We start from the raw sequence: 14,965 nt of genomic DNA on the forward strand, positions 1-14,965 counted from the left end.
CGGGCCCGCGGTCTGCCGTGACCGACCGACGGACCAGGGAGTGCCAGTGGAACGACTGCGACCGGGCGTGAGCGTCTTCGAGGTCCCCGGACGGGGCTCGGCGCTGCGGGAGGCGTCCGGCCGGCTGCGCGGGGTCGACCTGCCGCGCGACACGGTCGAGGCACTGACCCGCTGGTTCGACGGCGTCGACCCGGTGCCGCCGCCGGGGCTCGACCCCGAGCGGGGCGCGTTCGCCGCGGCCGGCTACCTGGACGAGACCCCGGCGCCGCGGACCGCCACCGTGACCGTCGCCGGGCGGGGGGCGCTGGCCGACGCGGTCGCCGCCGCGCTCGCCGGGCCGGGGATGCAGGTCCGGCGCCGGGACCTGGACTCCCTCGCCGCAGTGCTCGTCGGCGAGACCGGCACTGAGACTGATACTGAGACTGGTATCGGGACCGATGCGGTGTGCGCCGTCGCGGACGGACCCGCACCGGCCGCCTGGACCGCGCTGGACATCCTGCCCGCGCACGGGACCGCCTGGTTCCGGCTCGCCGTCGAAGGACGGCACGGCATCCTCGAACCCCCCGCCGTGCACCCCGGCGACGCCGGGCACGCCGACGTCCGCGCCCGCCGCCTCGCCGCGGCCGGATCCGGGCACCCGCACCTGCTCGCCTACTGGGACGCCGCCCCCGCCGCCCCGACCGGCCCCGGTGACCACGCCCTGCTGGCCGCGCTGCTCGCCGCCGACATCCGGGCGTGGATCGCGGGCCACGACACCCCCGCGACCGGCGACCTCGTGCCGGCCGCCCTGCCGGCACGACGCCGTCTGCGGGTGGTCGACCTCGACACCGCCGCGATCGCCGACCACGCACTGCTGCCGGTGCCCGACAGCGCGCCGTGACCGAGCCCGGCCTGACCCAGCCCGACTCGACCCAGCCCGACCCGACCGAGCCCCACCCGACCGGGCCCGACCTGACCGAGCTCGACCTGCCCGGCGCGGACGGGGTCCGGCTCGCCGCGACCCTCGTCCGCCCCGCCGCCGCGACCTGGCCCGCCGTACTCGTCCGCACCCCCTACGGCCGCGGACGGCTGCTGCCCGAGGCCCGCGGCTGGGCCGCGCACGGGTTCGGCTGCCTCGTCGTCGACGTCCGGGGACGCGGCGGCTCGACGGGGGAGTTCCGGCCCTACGCCCACGAGACCGACGACGGCGTCGCCGCGCTCGCCGCGCTGCGCGCGATCCCCGGCTGCGACGGGCGGATCGTGCTGGCCGGCGCGAGCTACGGGGCGCACTGCGCGGTCGCCGGCGCCCTCGCCGACCCCGACGTGTGCGGGGTGCTCGCCGCGGTCCCCGCGCTCGGGCCCGGGGAGACCGCCCGCGAACCCGGCGGCGCCGCCCGGCTGGCCTGCCGGATCGGCTGGTGGTCCGAACACGGTGGACCCGGACACGGTGCGGGTGCTCCGCGCGTCGCCCCGTCGGCGGCCGCGACGCTGCCGGTCACCGCGGCGCTGGCGCCGGCCCCGACCGGCTGGCCCGAGCTGTGGGATGCGCCCGAGGAGACGCCCTGGCTGTGGGACGGGATCGCGCGGGCCGCGATGCCGCTGCTCGCCGTCGGGGGCACCGCGGACCCGTTCGCCGCCCGCACCCGGGAGCTCGCCCGGCGCTGGGGCGGGCCGTCCCGGCTCGTCCTCGGGCCGTGGGGGCACGAGCTCGACGCCTCCGCGCCCGGCGCCGTCCTGGCCGGCCGGCGGATCGGCGCGGTCTACGCCGCCTGGGCCCGCGCCGCGGTCGGGAACCCGCCGCGGGGGCGCGGTGCACTCGTCGCGGTGGGGGAGAGCGGGCGGTGGGTGCGCGCCGGTGACGGGCCGACGCTCGCGGTCGACGCCGTCCCGCCCGGTGGGTTCCCGGTCGCGTTCGTCGCCGACCCGGAGCGGCCCGTGCGGTCCCGGCCGCCGGGCGCGCCGCTCCCCGCCGCCCCGGACCCCGGGCCGGACGCCGACCCCGGCGACCGGGTCGTCGCCCACACTCCACCGCTGCCGGCAGGTGCGCTCGCCGGGCCGCTGGTCGTGACCGTCACCGGTGACAGCGACGCCCCCGACGCCGACTGGGTCGTGCGGATCGGGCTGCGCGGCCACGACCTGGTCACCGCCGTGCACCGGCACCGCGGCCCGGCGACGCGGGAGGTCGTCGTCACCACCCCGCCGGTCGGTGCCGCGCTCGACGAGGGCGACCGGCTGCGCGTCGAGATCGCCGGGCACCACTGGCCCGCGCACGCCCGCAACCCGCACACCGGGCAGGACCCGGCGCCCGCGACGGAACTGCGCGCCGACCACCGCACCGTGCACGCACTGCGGCTGGACCTGCCGCACGTCCGACCCGGCCGCGACGAGGTCGCCGCGGCCGCCATCCCCGAGGAGGTCACCCTGTGACGGCACCGACCGTTCCCGTACTGCCGGTGGAGGCGCTGGTCGACCCGCTGAGCGGGATCGTCCGCCGGCTGGTCGACGTCGCCCCCGTCCCGGGGCTGCCCGCGGCCTACACCGCCGTCACCGCGGAGGTGTCCGACGCGCGTCGGCTCGGCGCCTGGCCCGCGGACCGGGTCAGCCTCGGCACCACCTTCGGCGACCGCGACGGCGCCCGCACCGCCGCGCTCGGCGAGGCGGTCGAGCGCTACTGCGGCAACCGCGTCCCGCGCGACCTGCCGCTGACCACGGCCGCGGAGCTGCGCGCCGCGGGAGACCGGTGCTGGGGGCCCGAGGAACTGCCGCTGCTCGCGCCCTGGCAGGACGGACGCCCCTACCTGCGCTTCACCGACGACCTGCCGATCCGCTGGATCGCCGGCGCTGAGGCCGACGGGGAACCGACCTGGCTGCCCGCCTCCTGGGCGCTGCTCAACCACCACAGCGGCGCCCGCCGCGACGAGCCCCGCTTCCACCACCTCAACTACGCCGGCATCGCCACCGGCGACGGCGCCACCGACGCCCACCGCCGCGGCCTGCTCGAGCTCGTCGAACGCGACGCGCTGGAACGCTGGTGGCACCTCGGCCTGCCCTCCCACGGCATCGACCTGGCCTCGGTCCCCGGGCTCGACGCCGCGCTGGCCGGGGCCGCGTTCGACGTCCACCTCGTCGAGCTGCCCACCGAGTACCCGGCCGCCGTGGTCGGGGCCGTCGTCGTCGACCCGCAGACCGGGATCGTCGCCGGGGGCGGCGCCGCCCGCTTCGACGCCGTCGAGGCCGCCACCAAGGCGGTGCTGGAGGCCGTGCACACCTGGGTCTTCACCCGCGGCCTGCTCGACCCCGACGGCTGGGTGTACGCCTCGATCGACGCCGGGGTCCTCGCCCGCGGCCTCTACCTCGACCACCGCGCCGACCGCCACTACCGCGACGACGCGGGCGAGCGCTACGCCGCCGTTCGCGACCTCGGCGCCCAGGTGCAGGTCTGGCTCGACCCCCGCGTCCAGGAGGAGCACCTGCCCCGGTTCACCGCGCCCGCGACCCACGGTCCGCTGCGCACCGGCCCCGCCGGGGACCTCGCGTCGCTGACCTCGGCGCTGCTCGCCGACGGCCACCGCATCGCCCGTGTCGACCTCACCACGCCCGACGTCGCCGAGACCCCGTGGCGGGTGGTCCGCACCTGCGCCACCGGGCTCGTCCCGAACGCACCCGCCGCGTTCCGGTACTGGGGGCTGCCCCGCTGGCGCGACACCGCCCGCGCCCACGGCCTCGACCTCGACCCGGCCACCGGGCCCGACGGGCTGGTGCACTGCCCGACGCCGTTCCTGTGACGGCGCCGACCCAGGACACCGCCGCGGCGTTCCGGCTCGCCTGGTCCGGTGCCGACCCGGGCCCCACCGACCACACCACCCGGCCCGCCGAGGCGGCCACCGCGACCCGGCCGGTGCCCCTGGCCCGCGACGGTGACGGCACCGGCGCGCTGCTCGCGCTGTCGCTCGCCGCCGACCCCGACCGGGTCGTCGGCGGGGTGCGGCTGCGCCGGGTGCCCTCGGCGGGCGGCCGCTACCCCGTCGACGCCCGGGTCGGCGGCCGTGTCCACGACCCGCTCGCGCACGCCCTCGACGGCGGACCCGCGACCCCGGACCGTGCTGCCCCGGGTCGTGCCGCACCCGACCGGACCGAACCGGACCGCGCCGAGCCGGGGGCTCACGCCGATGTCGTCCTCGACCTCGTCCCCGAGCGGACCGTGTGGCGCTACGGCCCCCGCTCGCTGCCGGTGCTGCTGCTCGACCTCGGCCACGCGGCCGCCGCCGTCCTCGCCGCCGCGGCGACCCTGCGCCGGCCGCGCACCGCCCACCTCGTCCCCGACGGCGCCCACTCCCGCGTCGTGCTCACGACCGGTCCCGCCCCGGCCTACGCCGTCGGGCTGGGCGCCAGCGCGGACCCGCACCCGGCGGCGGTGCTCCGCGCGCGCCGGTCGGCGCCGTTCGAGAACCTGCGCCCCCCGGTCGCCGACCCCGGACTCGACCGGGTCGCCCGGACCCGGCTCGGCGCGGGACAGCACGCCGCCGTGCTCGGCGCGGGCCACCCCCTGCTGGCCGCGCTGACCCGGCGGGCCTGCGGTCTGCCGGACCTCACCGGCGTCGGCGGGCTGCTCGTCGTCACCGGGGACGTCGACCCCGGCCCGGACACCGTCGCCCAGCACGTCCGGGCCGGCCTCGCCGTCCACGACGCCTGGCTGGCCGCGACCGCGGCCGGGCTCGCGGCCCGCCCGGTCGGCTGCTGGGTCGAGGCGGTGCTGCGCGGCCCCGGCGGCCGGGGCCGGGTGCAGCACGCCCTCGCCCTCGGCGGCTGAACCGGCCGGGGCGGACCGGTCAGGTCGCGGGCGGCAGCGGGGGAGCGGGCGGCTCGTGCGGCGGCTCGTCGTCGCCGGACTTCCCGCCGGGCTTGTCGTCGCCCCCGCCGGCGAGGAACCGCTCGAACTCCGCGGCCAGCTCGTCGCCACTGGGCAGCTCGCCGCCCTCCAGGCCGTCCCGCAGGTCACCGGACTCCCGAGCCGCGACGACCTGGTCGTACTGCTCCTCCAGCGCCGACACGACCTGCCCGACCTCCTCCGACCCCGCCATCTGCTCGGCGATCTCGGACTCCGCCTGCTCGGCGGCACGGGTCAGCGTCTCGGTCGGCAGGTAGAGCCCCGCCGACAGCCCCGCGTGGTCCAGCAGCACCCGCGCGGCCTGCGGGTACGCCGAGCGCGACAGGTAGTGCGGCACGTGCACGGCGTAACCCACCACGTCCTGCCCGGCCTGCCCGAGGCGGTACTCCAGCAACGCGGCCGCGCTGCCCGGGACGTCGGCGGTCGCGAACCACGGGGTGTGGCCCTCCACCAGCTCCGGGCGGGTGCCGTGCGCGGTCACCCCGATCGGACGGGTGTGCGGCACGGCCATCGGGATGCCCTGCAACGTGATCACCAGCCGGACCCCGAGCTGCTCGACCAGCAGCCCGACCGCGGCGACGAACCGCTCCCACTGCATGTCCGGCTCCGGACCGGCGAGCAGCAGGTACTGCGTGTCCCCGGTGTCGGTCAGCGCGACGACATCGAGCTCCGGCGGGTCGTAGTCGGCCCAGCGGTCGGTCTCGAACCGCAGCGGCGGGCGGCGCGACCGGTAGTCCACGAGCTGGTCGACGTCGAACCGGGCCACCCGGACCGCCTCGCGCTCGTCGGTCAGCGCGCCGACCGCGAGCGCACCGGCGTTGCCGGCGTCGACGAACCCGTCCAGCACGACGATCAGGACCGGCTCGTCGAGAGCCGGCGCGGCCGGGTCGACCTGGTACAGCTGAGCGGGATCGAGCACCGGCGTCCTCCGAGTCGTGGCGTGCACCGCGACCCTATCCGGAGCCCCCTGTGGGCTGCCCGGTCACCGTGTGATCACCGACCCCGTGTGACACGACCCCGCCGGGACGCCCCGGACAGCCGGGATGGACCAGAATGGCCGTCCGTCATGCACTCGTCACGTCGCGCTTACCTCGTCTGGTCCGTCGGTCTGTTCGCCTACGTCGTGGCGGTGCTGCAACGCAGCTCCTTCGGCGTCTCCGGGCTGGAGGCGGCCGACCGGTTCGACGCGTCCCCGACCGTGCTCGCCGGCTTCCTCGTCCTGCAGCTGCTCGTCTACGCCGCCCTCCAGGTGCCGGTCGGGCTGCTCCTCGACCGCTTCGGCGCCCGCACCATGGTGCTCGCCGGCGCCGTCACCATGACCGCGGCGCAGGTGCTCGTCGCCGTCGCCACCTCGCTGCCGCTGGCCGTCGCCGCCCGGGTGCTCGTCGGCGTCGGCGACGCCCTGACCTTCATCTCGGTGCTGTCGGTGCTGTCCACCTGGTTCCCGCCGCGCCGGGTACCGCTGATGACCCAGGTCACCGCCCTGCTCGGCCAGTTCGGCCAGGTGCTCTCCGCGATCCCGCTCGCCACCGTCCTGCACGCCTACGGCTGGACGACGGCGTTCCTGTCCGCCGCCGGGATCGGTGTCGTCGCCGCGCTCGCGGTGCTCGCCGTGCTCCGCGACCGCCCGCCCGGCAGCCCCGCCCCGGCCCCCGCAAGCAGCCCCCGCGAGGTCCTCGACGGCCTCACGGGCGCCTGGGCCCACCCGGGCACCCGGCTCGGGCTCTGGTCGCACGCCGGCACCCAGTTCTCCGGCCTGGTGTTCGCGCTGCTCTGGGGCGTGCCCTACCTCGTCGCCGGGCAGGGGATGAGCCCCGCCGGTGCGTCGGTGATGCTGACCCTGCTCGTCCTCGTCGGGGCCGTCGTCGGGCCGGTGTTCGGCGAGTTCACCGCCCGCCACCCGCTGCGCCGGTCCTGGCTCGTGCTGTCGGTCATCGGCGCGACCGCGCTGGTGTGGACGGTCGTGCTGCTCGTCCCGCCGCCCGCGCCGCTGTGGCTGCTCGTCCTGCTCGTGGTGGTGCTCGCCGCGAACGGCCCCTGCTCCGCGGTCGGCTTCGACTACGCCCGGACGTCCAACCCCGCGCACCGGCGCGGCACCGCCGTCGGGATCGTCAACGTCGGCGGGTTCACCGCCTCGCTCACCACCACGCTGCTGGTCGGGCTCGTGCTCAGCATGTCCGGCGGCTACACCCCCGAGGCGTTCCGGCTGGCCTGGCTCGTGCAGTTCCCGATCTGGGCACTGACCGCCGTCGCGGTCGTCCTCGCGCGACGCAAGGCCCGCCGGGTCATGGCCGCCGAGGGCACCGTCGTCCCGCCGCTCCGGGAGGCGCTGCGCCGCAACCGGCGCCGGAGACGGGTCCGGTAGACGACGACGGGGGCGGGACCCGATCGGTCCCGCCCCCGTCCCCGCCGGGCGGTCTGCTCACCCGGTGCGATCCGCTCGTCCGGCGAGACTCGCACCGTGCGAACTGCTCGTTCGGCGAGCCTCGCACCGTGCGAACTGCTCGTTCGGCGAGCCTCACACCGTGTGGTCTGCTCGTTCGGCGAGCCTCACTCGGTGTGGTCTGCTCGTTCGGCGAGCCTCACTCGGTGTGGTCTGCTCGTTCGGCAAGCCTCACTCGGCGAGCAGCCGGTACAGCGCCTTGCGCGCCTCGGTCAGCGCCTCGGTCGCGGACGCCACCTGTGCCTCGGAGCCGGCCTCGGCGACCTGCCGCGCGGCGGCGGCGAGCCGGCCGAGCTCGGTGACCAGACCGCTCGCCGGGTCGGACTCGGCCTCCTCGGCGTCCTCGGCGAACGGCGCCCACACCGCGTCGAGCTCCGCGCGGTGCTCCTCGACGTGCCGGGTGCCCTCCTCGGTCAGGTGCACGACCCTGCGGCCCTCGGTCTGCTCGGAACGCACCAGACCCTCGTCCTCCAGCTGGGACAGCATCGGGTAGACCGAGCCGGGGCTCGGCTTCCACTGCCCGCCGGAGCGACCGGTGATCTCCTGGATGATCTCGTAACCGTGCCGCGGGCCGTCGGCGACGACCGCGAGCACCGCGGTGCGCACGTCGCCGCGGGCACGCTTGCCGCGGCGGCCGCGATGCCCACCCGGGCCGAACCCGGGGCCGAAGGCGCCGGGCCCGAACCCGCCCGGGCCGAAGGGACCGCCGGGGCCGAACGGCCCACCGGGGCCGAACCCGCGGCCGGGGCCGAAGCCCCGCCCGTCAGGGCCACGTCCTCGGCCGCGGGTGCGGCCCCGGCGGTGGCCGGGTCCGCCCTCGTGGCGGGTGTCGTCACGGTCGTCGCCGTGGAAGTCGGGGGTGTCGTGCATGGCTGCCTCCTCCGGGCCGCAGGGGAACCCGGCGCCGCGGTGGCCCCGGGGGTGTCGGTGGGTGCGGGGCCCGAACGGGCTCCGGAACATGTCGCGCGTGGTCATGACGCGTCGTCCTCTCGTCGTGAGCCTCCCTCTTCGATCGGCTCGTGTGCCATCACGATATATCGCGACTGCTCGCCGATGCAACATGGATTGCCCACGAATCTCCTGAGGGTGCGCGCGGCGGCCCGTGGCGGGTTCACTGTCCCGGCGGGCCGGTGGGCGGCCCGCCGGACGTGAGGGGGAGTCGTGGGGCGTCACGACGCAGGGGCCGGTCCGGCCAGCGAGGCACCGGAGGACGGCGAGGCACCGGAGGACACTGCCGAGGAGATCGACCTCAGCGGGGTCTCCGCCGAGCAGCTGCGGGACCGGCTCTCCGCACGGTCCGACGGCCGCGACGACCAGGTCGTCGAGGCCGCGCGCGAGCTGCGGGCGAGCCTGGACCGCCTCGGTGAGGGGCTGGCGGCACGGCGTGCGGCGCTCGTCGGACGGGCGGGGGAGATCGCCAGGGCTGCCGTCCCCTATGTCGGCGGTCTCGTCGCGACCTGAGTGGGGGCGGTGCTGGTGGTGCGTCGGGTCCGCCGTCCGCGCCGCAGTCGGTAGGTCGCAGTCGGGTAGTGCGGCGCGGTCCGACCCGGGCCGCTGCGGGGCGGCGGCCGAGCTCGGCGCACACCCGCAACGGGGCGAAGTCCGTCAGGTTCAGCCCTGGCCGGCGGTCCGGTGCGCCGAGGTCGGGGGCGTCGTCGGGCCCGCCGCGTCGGCCAGCGCGCTCAGCAGCTCCGCCGCACCCGCCCGTCGCTCGGGCGGCACCCGGTCCAGCAGGTCGGCGACCGCGGCGCGCCGGTGGGCGTCGATCTCGCCGATCAGCTCCCGTCCGGCCGGGGTGAGCTCGATGAGCAGGTGTCGTCGGTCCTCAGGGTCGGGTCGACGGTCGACCAGACCGGCCCGGCCGAGACGGACGAGGACGCGGGTGGCGTTCGACGGGTGGACGTCGAGCTCGCGCCCGACCGCGGCGACGTTGGTCTGCCCCGCCTCGGCGACCAGCATGAGGACCCGCAGCTGGGGCACGGTCACGGCATCCCCGGCCGCCGCCACCGCGCGCACGCTGATGCCGGTGAACGCGCGCGCGAGCGCCAGGCCCGCCTCCACCGCCGCGCCGTCCGGGTGATCCCGATCTCGGTCGTCCGTGTCGATCATCCCCGTCCACCTCCCTCACCAGCGATCTTTACCTCGCACTGACCGTTGCGTCGATCAATCTTTGCCATTGCACAACTACTGCGCAAGCGCAACAATAGGGGCCGTCGAAGGGAGAGTTCCATGAAGGTGTCGGACATCCTGCGGATCAAGGGCGACACGGTGCAGACCGTGTTGTCGTGGAACACCATCGCCGAGGCCGCGACCCGGCTCGCCGGACCGCCGGCGATCGGCGCGCTCGTGGTCTCCGACGACGGCCGTCGCGAACGCGTCGACGGCATCGTCTCCGAACGCGACATCGTGCGCCGACTCGCCACCGACGGTGCCGGCCTGCTCGACCTCACCGTCGGCGACATCATGAGCCGGCACGTCGTGACCTGCTCGCCGGAGGACTCGCTCGCCGACGCCATGGGTCTGATGAACCGCTGGCGGCACCGCCACCTGCCCGTCGTCGACGGCGGACGGCTCGTCGGGATGATCAGCATCGGTGACGTCGTCAAGCAGCGGCTGGCCGAGATGAGCACCGAGGCCGGGGTGCTGCGCGACATCTACCTGGCCTCGCACTGACCCGCACTGGCTCGTACTGACCCGCACTGACCCTGGACCGCACGACCGCCCCGGTCGTCCCCGGTGTGACCTGACCGTTTCGCCGGGAACGACCGGGGCGAGCCGTGCGTTGGACCGGACATGACTGCAGCGAGTGCCACCGCAGGTCGCCGCGCCGGCCGCACGGCCGCGTTCGCGACGCTCTTCCGTGCCCTCACCCGTCGTGGCCGCCCCGGCGAGCCCGGACCCGTCGAACGGTTCCGGGCGCTGCCCGCCATGGTCGGCGACGCCTGGCGCGGCACCTACCCGCACCTGGGCAGGGGCCGGGTCGCCCTGTTCCTGGCCGCGCTGGCCTACCTGGTGTCGCCGGTCGACCTGGTGCCCGAGGCGTTCCTGACCGTGTTCGGCCTCGGCGACGACGCGATCGTCGCGATGTGGCTGGGTGGGGCGCTGCTGGTCGAGGCCGACCGCTACCTCGGGTGGCGGCGGACCGCACCGGCGGTCGTCGACGGTCAGGTGCAGGTCGACCGGACGTAGTCCCGGATCCGCTGTGCGGCGGCCTGGTACTCCGGGTCCGTCCGTTCCTGGGCGATCCCCGGGTCGCGGGCGACGGCGAGGGTGTCCCCGCCGTTGGCCTCCAGCAGCGCCAGCTGACGCTCGACGAGCTGGTCCACCCGTTCGAAGTCCGCGCGGATCTCCTGCGGTGCCAGGGAGGTGACCTGCTGGTTCGCCCGCCGCACGTTCGCGGTGACCTCGCCGACGTCGGAGATCGAGCGGCCGATGCCCACCCCGCTGAACGGCTGGGTCGCGGTGCGGCTGGCCTCGACGGCGTCGCAGAACGGGCTGGAGGGACGGTTCTGGGTGGTGGTGACCGGGCGGGACGAGCTCGGCTGGGTCGCCAGCGAGCTGCCGCAGCCCGCCACCAGGAGCAGGGCCAGTACCGCCGGGACGAGCAGTCCTGGCCGCCGTACAGCCGTCATCCCCGATCCTCCGCTCACCGGCCGGGACGGTGCCCGATCCGTGAGTGAAGTCTAGGTCGCGGGGTGTGAGGTGGATGTCGGCGGTGGGTGGGGCTCGTTCCGTTGTCCCGCCCTGGTCAGCCGCCACCGGCGCATCGACACCGACGAGAGGGTTCTGCCCAGCTGGGCAGCGGCGTCCGTCGGCGGGAGACCCAGGACGACCTGGTCCTCCGCTTCGGTCCACCGACGAGGTGAGCTCCGTGCTCGCATTCCCTCGGGACGGCGCCACCGCGCGACGGTCTCCGCTGCGACGAGCTTGCGGGGCAGGGCAAGACTTCCCGGGGGATACAGGAACTCCGCGAGCGCGCCCCTCAGGTAAACCCCGGGGATGCACGGGAGCTGCCGGAGGCGTGACCGACCCGGACTTGTGCCCTGCCGGGAGGCCGAGCGCCTGCAGCTCCTTCCGGAAGCTCCACGCATGGGTCTTCCAGGTGGCGCTCTCGTGGCGTTCGGCGAAGTTGGTCCGCCGGACGCGGGTCCTCACGGTGCTGCGCAGACCGGGGGCGAACAGCCCGACGAAGGCGTCGAGCACGGCGATGTCGCGGACGCCCAGCTCGATCGTCGCCGCTCCACGGTTCCGGTCGGCGGCGCTGAGGTGACCATCGGTCTGGAAGAGGCCGAGGAAGTACGCATGATCCTCAACGGTGGGGTCCAGGTGCGCCATGCCGTCACTGTCGCGCGTTGCCCCGACAGTGAGCGCGGCTCCGCCACGTGTCTCCGACGGTGCGGACCGGGTCAGCCGGCGAGGACCTTCCGCAGCACCCGGGGCCGGTCGGTGATGATCCGGTCCACCCCGGTGGTCGCGACCCGCCGCATGTCGTCGGTGTCGTTGACCGTGTAGACCCCGGTCTGCATCCCGCGGGCCCGGGCCTCGGCGACCAGGGCGGCGTCGACGACCCGGAACGACGGGTTGATCTGGGTGACCCCGTGCGCGGCGGCGTCGTCGAGCCGTGCCGTGGTCGGGCGCCCGCCGAACAGCCATCCGGCCGGGATGTCCGGGGCGGCCTCGGCGAAGCGGCGCATCGCGTCGTGGTCGAAGGACTGCACGACGACGCCGGAGCGGAGGCCGTCGACCTCGTAGGCGACCTCCTTCTCCACGCCCGGGTACCGCGCCGGGTCCTTCAGCTCGACCAGCAGGTCCGCGCGGCCGCGGAGCCGTTCGGCGAACTCGGCGAGGGTCGGGACGCGCTCCCCGGCGAAGGCGGGGGAGAACCACGACCCCGCGTCGAGACGGCGCAGCTCGGCGAGGGTGAACGTGCCGACGGGTGCCAGGGCGCGGGTGGGGAAGACCCGTTCGACGTCGGTGGTGCGGGCGAGCGTGGCGTCGTGGACGAGCACGAGGTGGCCGTCGGCGGTGCGCTGGACGTCAACCTCGACGGCGTCGGCCCGCTGGGCCAGCGCCTCGTCGGCGGCGGCGACGGTGTTCTCCGGGGCGTCGGCGGAGGCGCCGCGGTGCGCGACGACCTCCGGGCCGGTCCGGGGACGGTCGGTGTCGGCGAGGGCGACCGTGGCCGTCGCGAGGAGGGCGGCGGGGACGAGAAGGGTACCGAGCAGGCGTCGCACGAGGTGAGTCCTCAGGATCGGGGGCGGTACCTGGGAACCATCGTGGCGCGGCCGGTCCGGTCGGTGTCGCGCGAGTGTCCTCCGGTGGACGACCCGGCGAGGACCTGGTGGTCAGGGTCGGGTGACGGCCGCCTCGAACGCGGGCAGGTAACCGTCGCGGTAACCCTGGGGGGTCGGGTGGTAAATCGCCGGGGCCGACGCCGGCGGGGGAGTGATCCACGGGTCTGCGGAGCAGACCCCGTGTCCGGCGAACGCGGCGCGGACGTCGACGAACTGGCCCCGGAAGCGTCCGGCTGCGTCGGCGAGGGCGGCGTCGAGGGTGTCGGCGGCCCGGTTCAGCGCCTCCCGGCGGACGGCGTTCGGGACGCCGGGGACGTCGCAGTCGGGGCCCGGCTCGAACAGTCGCGGGTAGCCCAGGACCAGGATCTTCGCCCCGGGGGCCTGCAGCCGGACACCGACGATCGTCGAGATCAGCCCGCCGGGAGCGATCCAGCGGGCGGCGCGCTCCCCGCCCCGGATGGCGCGCAGACAGGTCTCGTCGTCGCGGGCGGTGCTGCAGACGGCCAGGACCGGCCCGAACCCGGTGTCGTTGCCGCCGACGGTGATCGTCACCAGGGTGGTGTCGGCGGAGACGGTGCGCACCTGCCGGGCGATCACCTCGCCGCTGGTGGCGCCGCTGCACGCGACGCTGACGAACGACGCCGGGTCGTGGCGGGCCGCCCACAGCGCGGGGTAGGACGCTGCGCTGCGCCGGCAGTCGCCGGTGGCCGGGTCCGGCCGGGCCCCGACGCCCGCGGCGTAGGAGTCGCCGAGCGCGACGTACCGGACGGGGGCCGCGATCGCGACGGCCGGTGCCGGGTCGGCGAGTGCCGCCGGTGCCAGGACGACCAGCAACGCGCACGTCAGCAGGGGGACCAGGAGGCGGCGCACCCGTTCAGACAACCCCGGCGGCACCCCTGCGGCAATCCGGGCACCGGGTGAGGGGGTGCACGCGCCGTCGACGACGAGGTGCGCCGAACGGGTCCCGGCCGGGCCGCGTCCGCGGACGACATGCCGCGGAGCCGCCGCGCACGCGTCATCACTGTGGGTGAGTGCGTCGAAGGCGATCTGCCCGGCCACGACCACTCGACCCCGGCGCACTACAGGCGGAAAGTCCAGCTCAGGGCATTGTCCGAGGTGGATCGACCGGATCGGCGGCACGGTGAACGGCAGGTGGCCGGGGCGAGTGGCCGGCCTCGTCCGCTCACCGCCCGCAACGTCCCGTCGGTCTCGTGATCACCCGTTCGGGTTTGTCCGTCCGGTGCGTCCGGCTAGCGTCGGAATCAGATCACGGAACGGTCACGAACCGGACGCGGCTTCTCCCCAGGGGGCCGCCCGCTCCCCACGGGTTGTCCGCCGTTCCGCGATCCGGAAGGAATCGTCGTGGCACGGCATCGCTCCCCCCGGAGCCGTCGGACGAGCCTCGCGATCCCGGCCCCGCAGCTCGCGGTGGCCGGGATCGGGGCCCCGGTCGGCTCGTTCCCCGCAGGTCCCTACGTCCGGCGTGCCCGTGACATCCGGACCGAGGACGGTTCGCGCTGGTCGGCGTCCACCCGGATCGCCGCCGCCGTCGTCGCGGTGGGCGGCATCGCGGCCACCGCCCATGCGACCGTCGGCTCCGGCGACCTGTCCGCGGCCGTGACGTCCTGGTTCGACACGGCGGGATCGTCGGCTGCGGGATCGTCCTCGGTGTCGAACCAGAACGCCGCCCTTCCCTCCGCCGTGCCCGCACCCCGGTCCGCCGCGGACACCGCGACCTCCCCGATCGCGGACCCGGCCACCATCGCCTCGCTCGCCGCCCCGGCCGCCGCCCCCTCCGTGGCCGCGCGCACCGTCGCCGCCGCGGACACCGGCCGCGCCAGGGCCGCCTCCGCGGTCCAGGCCGCCACCGCCTCGGTCGACCAGGTCCGCAAGGCCGCCGAGGAGCGCGCCCGGGCAGTGGAGGCCGCCCGCGCCGCGGGCGCCACCGGCGCACTGCAGTCCGCGTCCGCGGGCGGTGCGGTGTCGATCGTGACCGGCCGGGTCACCTCGGGCTTCGGATCCCGCTGGGGCACCCAGCACATGGGGCTCGACATCGCCGCGCCGATCGGTACCCCGATCCACGTGCCTCTCGCCGGCACCGTCATCAGCTCCGGCCCGGCCAGCGGGTTCGGGATGTGGGTCCGGGTCCGGCACGCCGACGGCACGGTCACCGTCTACGGCCACATCAACCGCTCGCTGGTCTCGGTCGGGCAGAAGGTGGCGGCGGGCCAGCAGATCGCCGAGGTCGGCAACCGCGGCCAGTCCACCGGCCCGCACCTGCACATCGAGGTCGTGGACCCGAGCGGAACCAAGATCAACCCGAAGCCGTGGCTCGACGCGAACGGCTTCCGCTACACCTGA

The 14,965-nt window shown here is 76.0% G+C and carries 15 protein-coding genes; 9 read left to right on the forward strand and 6 right to left on the reverse strand.

Translation table 11 applies throughout. The features are described from left to right. Positions 1-67: 67 nt before the first annotated feature. Genes Ae331Ps2_RS33995 through Ae331Ps2_RS19965 form a run of 4 tightly spaced genes read left to right on the forward strand, consistent with a single transcriptional unit; the run spans position 68 to position 4,789 of the window. Positions 68-880, forward strand: coding sequence for a hypothetical protein (locus Ae331Ps2_RS33995; protein ID WP_283160282.1), 813 nt, complete (start codon positions 68-70; stop codon positions 878-880). Next, positions 877-2,406, forward strand: coding sequence for a CocE/NonD family hydrolase (locus Ae331Ps2_RS19955; protein WP_075307137.1), 1,530 nt, complete (start codon positions 877-879; stop codon positions 2,404-2,406). The genes Ae331Ps2_RS33995 and Ae331Ps2_RS19955 overlap by 4 nt, the downstream gene beginning before the upstream one ends. Then, positions 2,403-3,764, forward strand: coding sequence for a YcaO-like family protein (locus Ae331Ps2_RS19960; RefSeq protein ID WP_083695794.1), 1,362 nt, complete (start codon positions 2,403-2,405; stop codon positions 3,762-3,764). The genes Ae331Ps2_RS19955 and Ae331Ps2_RS19960 overlap by 4 nt, the downstream gene beginning before the upstream one ends. Further along, positions 3,761-4,789: a hypothetical protein gene (locus Ae331Ps2_RS19965; protein WP_075307135.1), complete on the forward strand. Its 1,029-nt coding sequence runs from the start codon at positions 3,761-3,763 to the stop codon at positions 4,787-4,789. Before Ae331Ps2_RS19960 ends, Ae331Ps2_RS19965 begins: the two co-directional genes overlap by 4 nt. 19 nt (positions 4,790-4,808) lie before the next feature. Here the strand turns inward: Ae331Ps2_RS19965 and Ae331Ps2_RS19970 are convergent, their stop codons facing one another. Next, positions 4,809-5,786 (reverse strand): proteasome assembly chaperone family protein, encoded by a 978-nt coding sequence (locus Ae331Ps2_RS19970; protein WP_020624380.1) that lies wholly within the window; start codon positions 5,784-5,786, stop codon positions 4,809-4,811. A gap of 147 nt (positions 5,787-5,933) precedes the next feature. Between Ae331Ps2_RS19970 and Ae331Ps2_RS19975 the strand changes: the two genes are divergently transcribed. Then, positions 5,934-7,232, forward strand: coding sequence for a nitrate/nitrite transporter (locus Ae331Ps2_RS19975; protein WP_075307133.1), 1,299 nt, complete (start codon positions 5,934-5,936; stop codon positions 7,230-7,232). Between the two features lie 249 nt (positions 7,233-7,481). On the opposite strand, the gene Ae331Ps2_RS32120 is transcribed toward Ae331Ps2_RS19975, so the two are convergent. Beyond that, complete coding sequence (locus Ae331Ps2_RS32120; RefSeq protein ID WP_170917048.1) at positions 7,482-8,180, reverse strand: PadR family transcriptional regulator; 699 nt, start codon at positions 8,178-8,180, stop codon at positions 7,482-7,484. 291 nt (positions 8,181-8,471) lie between these two features. On the opposite strand from Ae331Ps2_RS32120, the gene Ae331Ps2_RS32125 reads away from it, so the two are divergent. Further along, the gene (locus tag Ae331Ps2_RS32125) at positions 8,472-8,771 is read left to right on the forward strand and encodes a hypothetical protein (RefSeq protein ID WP_075307129.1); all 300 of its coding nucleotides are present in this window, start codon (positions 8,472-8,474) and stop codon (positions 8,769-8,771) included. 150 nt (positions 8,772-8,921) lie between these two features. Here Ae331Ps2_RS32125 and Ae331Ps2_RS19990 read toward each other — a convergent pair whose 3' ends face one another. Further along, positions 8,922-9,419 (reverse strand): MarR family winged helix-turn-helix transcriptional regulator, encoded by a 498-nt coding sequence (locus Ae331Ps2_RS19990; RefSeq protein WP_075307127.1) that lies wholly within the window; start codon positions 9,417-9,419, stop codon positions 8,922-8,924. A gap of 120 nt (positions 9,420-9,539) precedes the next feature. On the opposite strand from Ae331Ps2_RS19990, the gene Ae331Ps2_RS19995 reads away from it, so the two are divergent. Together Ae331Ps2_RS19995 and Ae331Ps2_RS20000 are read left to right on the forward strand one after the other, a co-directional pair. Further along, on the forward strand, positions 9,540-9,983 hold the full coding sequence (locus Ae331Ps2_RS19995) for a CBS domain-containing protein (RefSeq protein WP_020624641.1): 444 nt from the start codon (positions 9,540-9,542) through the stop codon (positions 9,981-9,983). Between the two features lie 120 nt (positions 9,984-10,103). Further along, positions 10,104-10,499, forward strand: a complete 396-nt coding sequence (locus tag Ae331Ps2_RS20000; RefSeq protein WP_020624642.1) for a YkvA family protein — start codon at positions 10,104-10,106, stop codon at positions 10,497-10,499. Here Ae331Ps2_RS20000 and Ae331Ps2_RS20005 read toward each other — a convergent pair. The 3 genes from Ae331Ps2_RS20005 to Ae331Ps2_RS20020 all read right to left on the reverse strand — a co-directional run bounded on the left by Ae331Ps2_RS20005 (position 10,475) and on the right by Ae331Ps2_RS20020 (position 13,474). Then, the gene (locus Ae331Ps2_RS20005) at positions 10,475-10,942 is read right to left on the reverse strand and encodes a hypothetical protein (protein ID WP_043279148.1); all 468 of its coding nucleotides are present in this window, start codon (positions 10,940-10,942) and stop codon (positions 10,475-10,477) included. The two genes, Ae331Ps2_RS20000 and Ae331Ps2_RS20005, sit on opposite strands and share 25 nt — an antisense overlap. Positions 10,943-11,716: 774 nt before the next feature. After that, positions 11,717-12,544, reverse strand: coding sequence for a glycerophosphodiester phosphodiesterase family protein (locus tag Ae331Ps2_RS20015; protein ID WP_198932200.1), 828 nt, complete (start codon positions 12,542-12,544; stop codon positions 11,717-11,719). A gap of 111 nt (positions 12,545-12,655) precedes the next feature. Next, positions 12,656-13,474, reverse strand: coding sequence for an SGNH/GDSL hydrolase family protein (locus Ae331Ps2_RS20020; protein ID WP_158071505.1), 819 nt, complete (start codon positions 13,472-13,474; stop codon positions 12,656-12,658). A gap of 492 nt (positions 13,475-13,966) precedes the next feature. On the opposite strand from Ae331Ps2_RS20020, the gene Ae331Ps2_RS33425 reads away from it, so the two are divergent. After that, positions 13,967-14,965 (forward strand): M23 family metallopeptidase, encoded by a 999-nt coding sequence (locus Ae331Ps2_RS33425; RefSeq protein ID WP_233147588.1) that lies wholly within the window; start codon positions 13,967-13,969, stop codon positions 14,963-14,965.

The organism is Pseudonocardia sp. Ae331_Ps2, assembly GCF_001932405.1.
Classification (GTDB): domain Bacteria; phylum Actinomycetota; class Actinomycetes; order Mycobacteriales; family Pseudonocardiaceae; genus Pseudonocardia.

Coding starts and splice junctions, on each gene's coding strand:
- Ae331Ps2_RS20000 (WP_020624642.1), top strand. CDS start 10,104: ATGACTGCAGCGAGTGCCACCGCAGGTCGCCGCGCCGGCCGCACGGCC.
- Ae331Ps2_RS20005 (WP_043279148.1), bottom strand. CDS start 10,942: ATGACGGCTGTACGGCGGCCAGGACTGCTCGTCCCGGCGGTACTGGCC.
- Ae331Ps2_RS32120 (WP_170917048.1), bottom strand. CDS start 8,180: ATGCACGACACCCCCGACTTCCACGGCGACGACCGTGACGACACCCGC.
- Ae331Ps2_RS19975 (WP_075307133.1), top strand. CDS start 5,934: ATGCACTCGTCACGTCGCGCTTACCTCGTCTGGTCCGTCGGTCTGTTC.
- Ae331Ps2_RS19990 (WP_075307127.1), bottom strand. CDS start 9,419: ATGATCGACACGGACGACCGAGATCGGGATCACCCGGACGGCGCGGCG.
- Ae331Ps2_RS19995 (WP_020624641.1), top strand. CDS start 9,540: ATGAAGGTGTCGGACATCCTGCGGATCAAGGGCGACACGGTGCAGACC.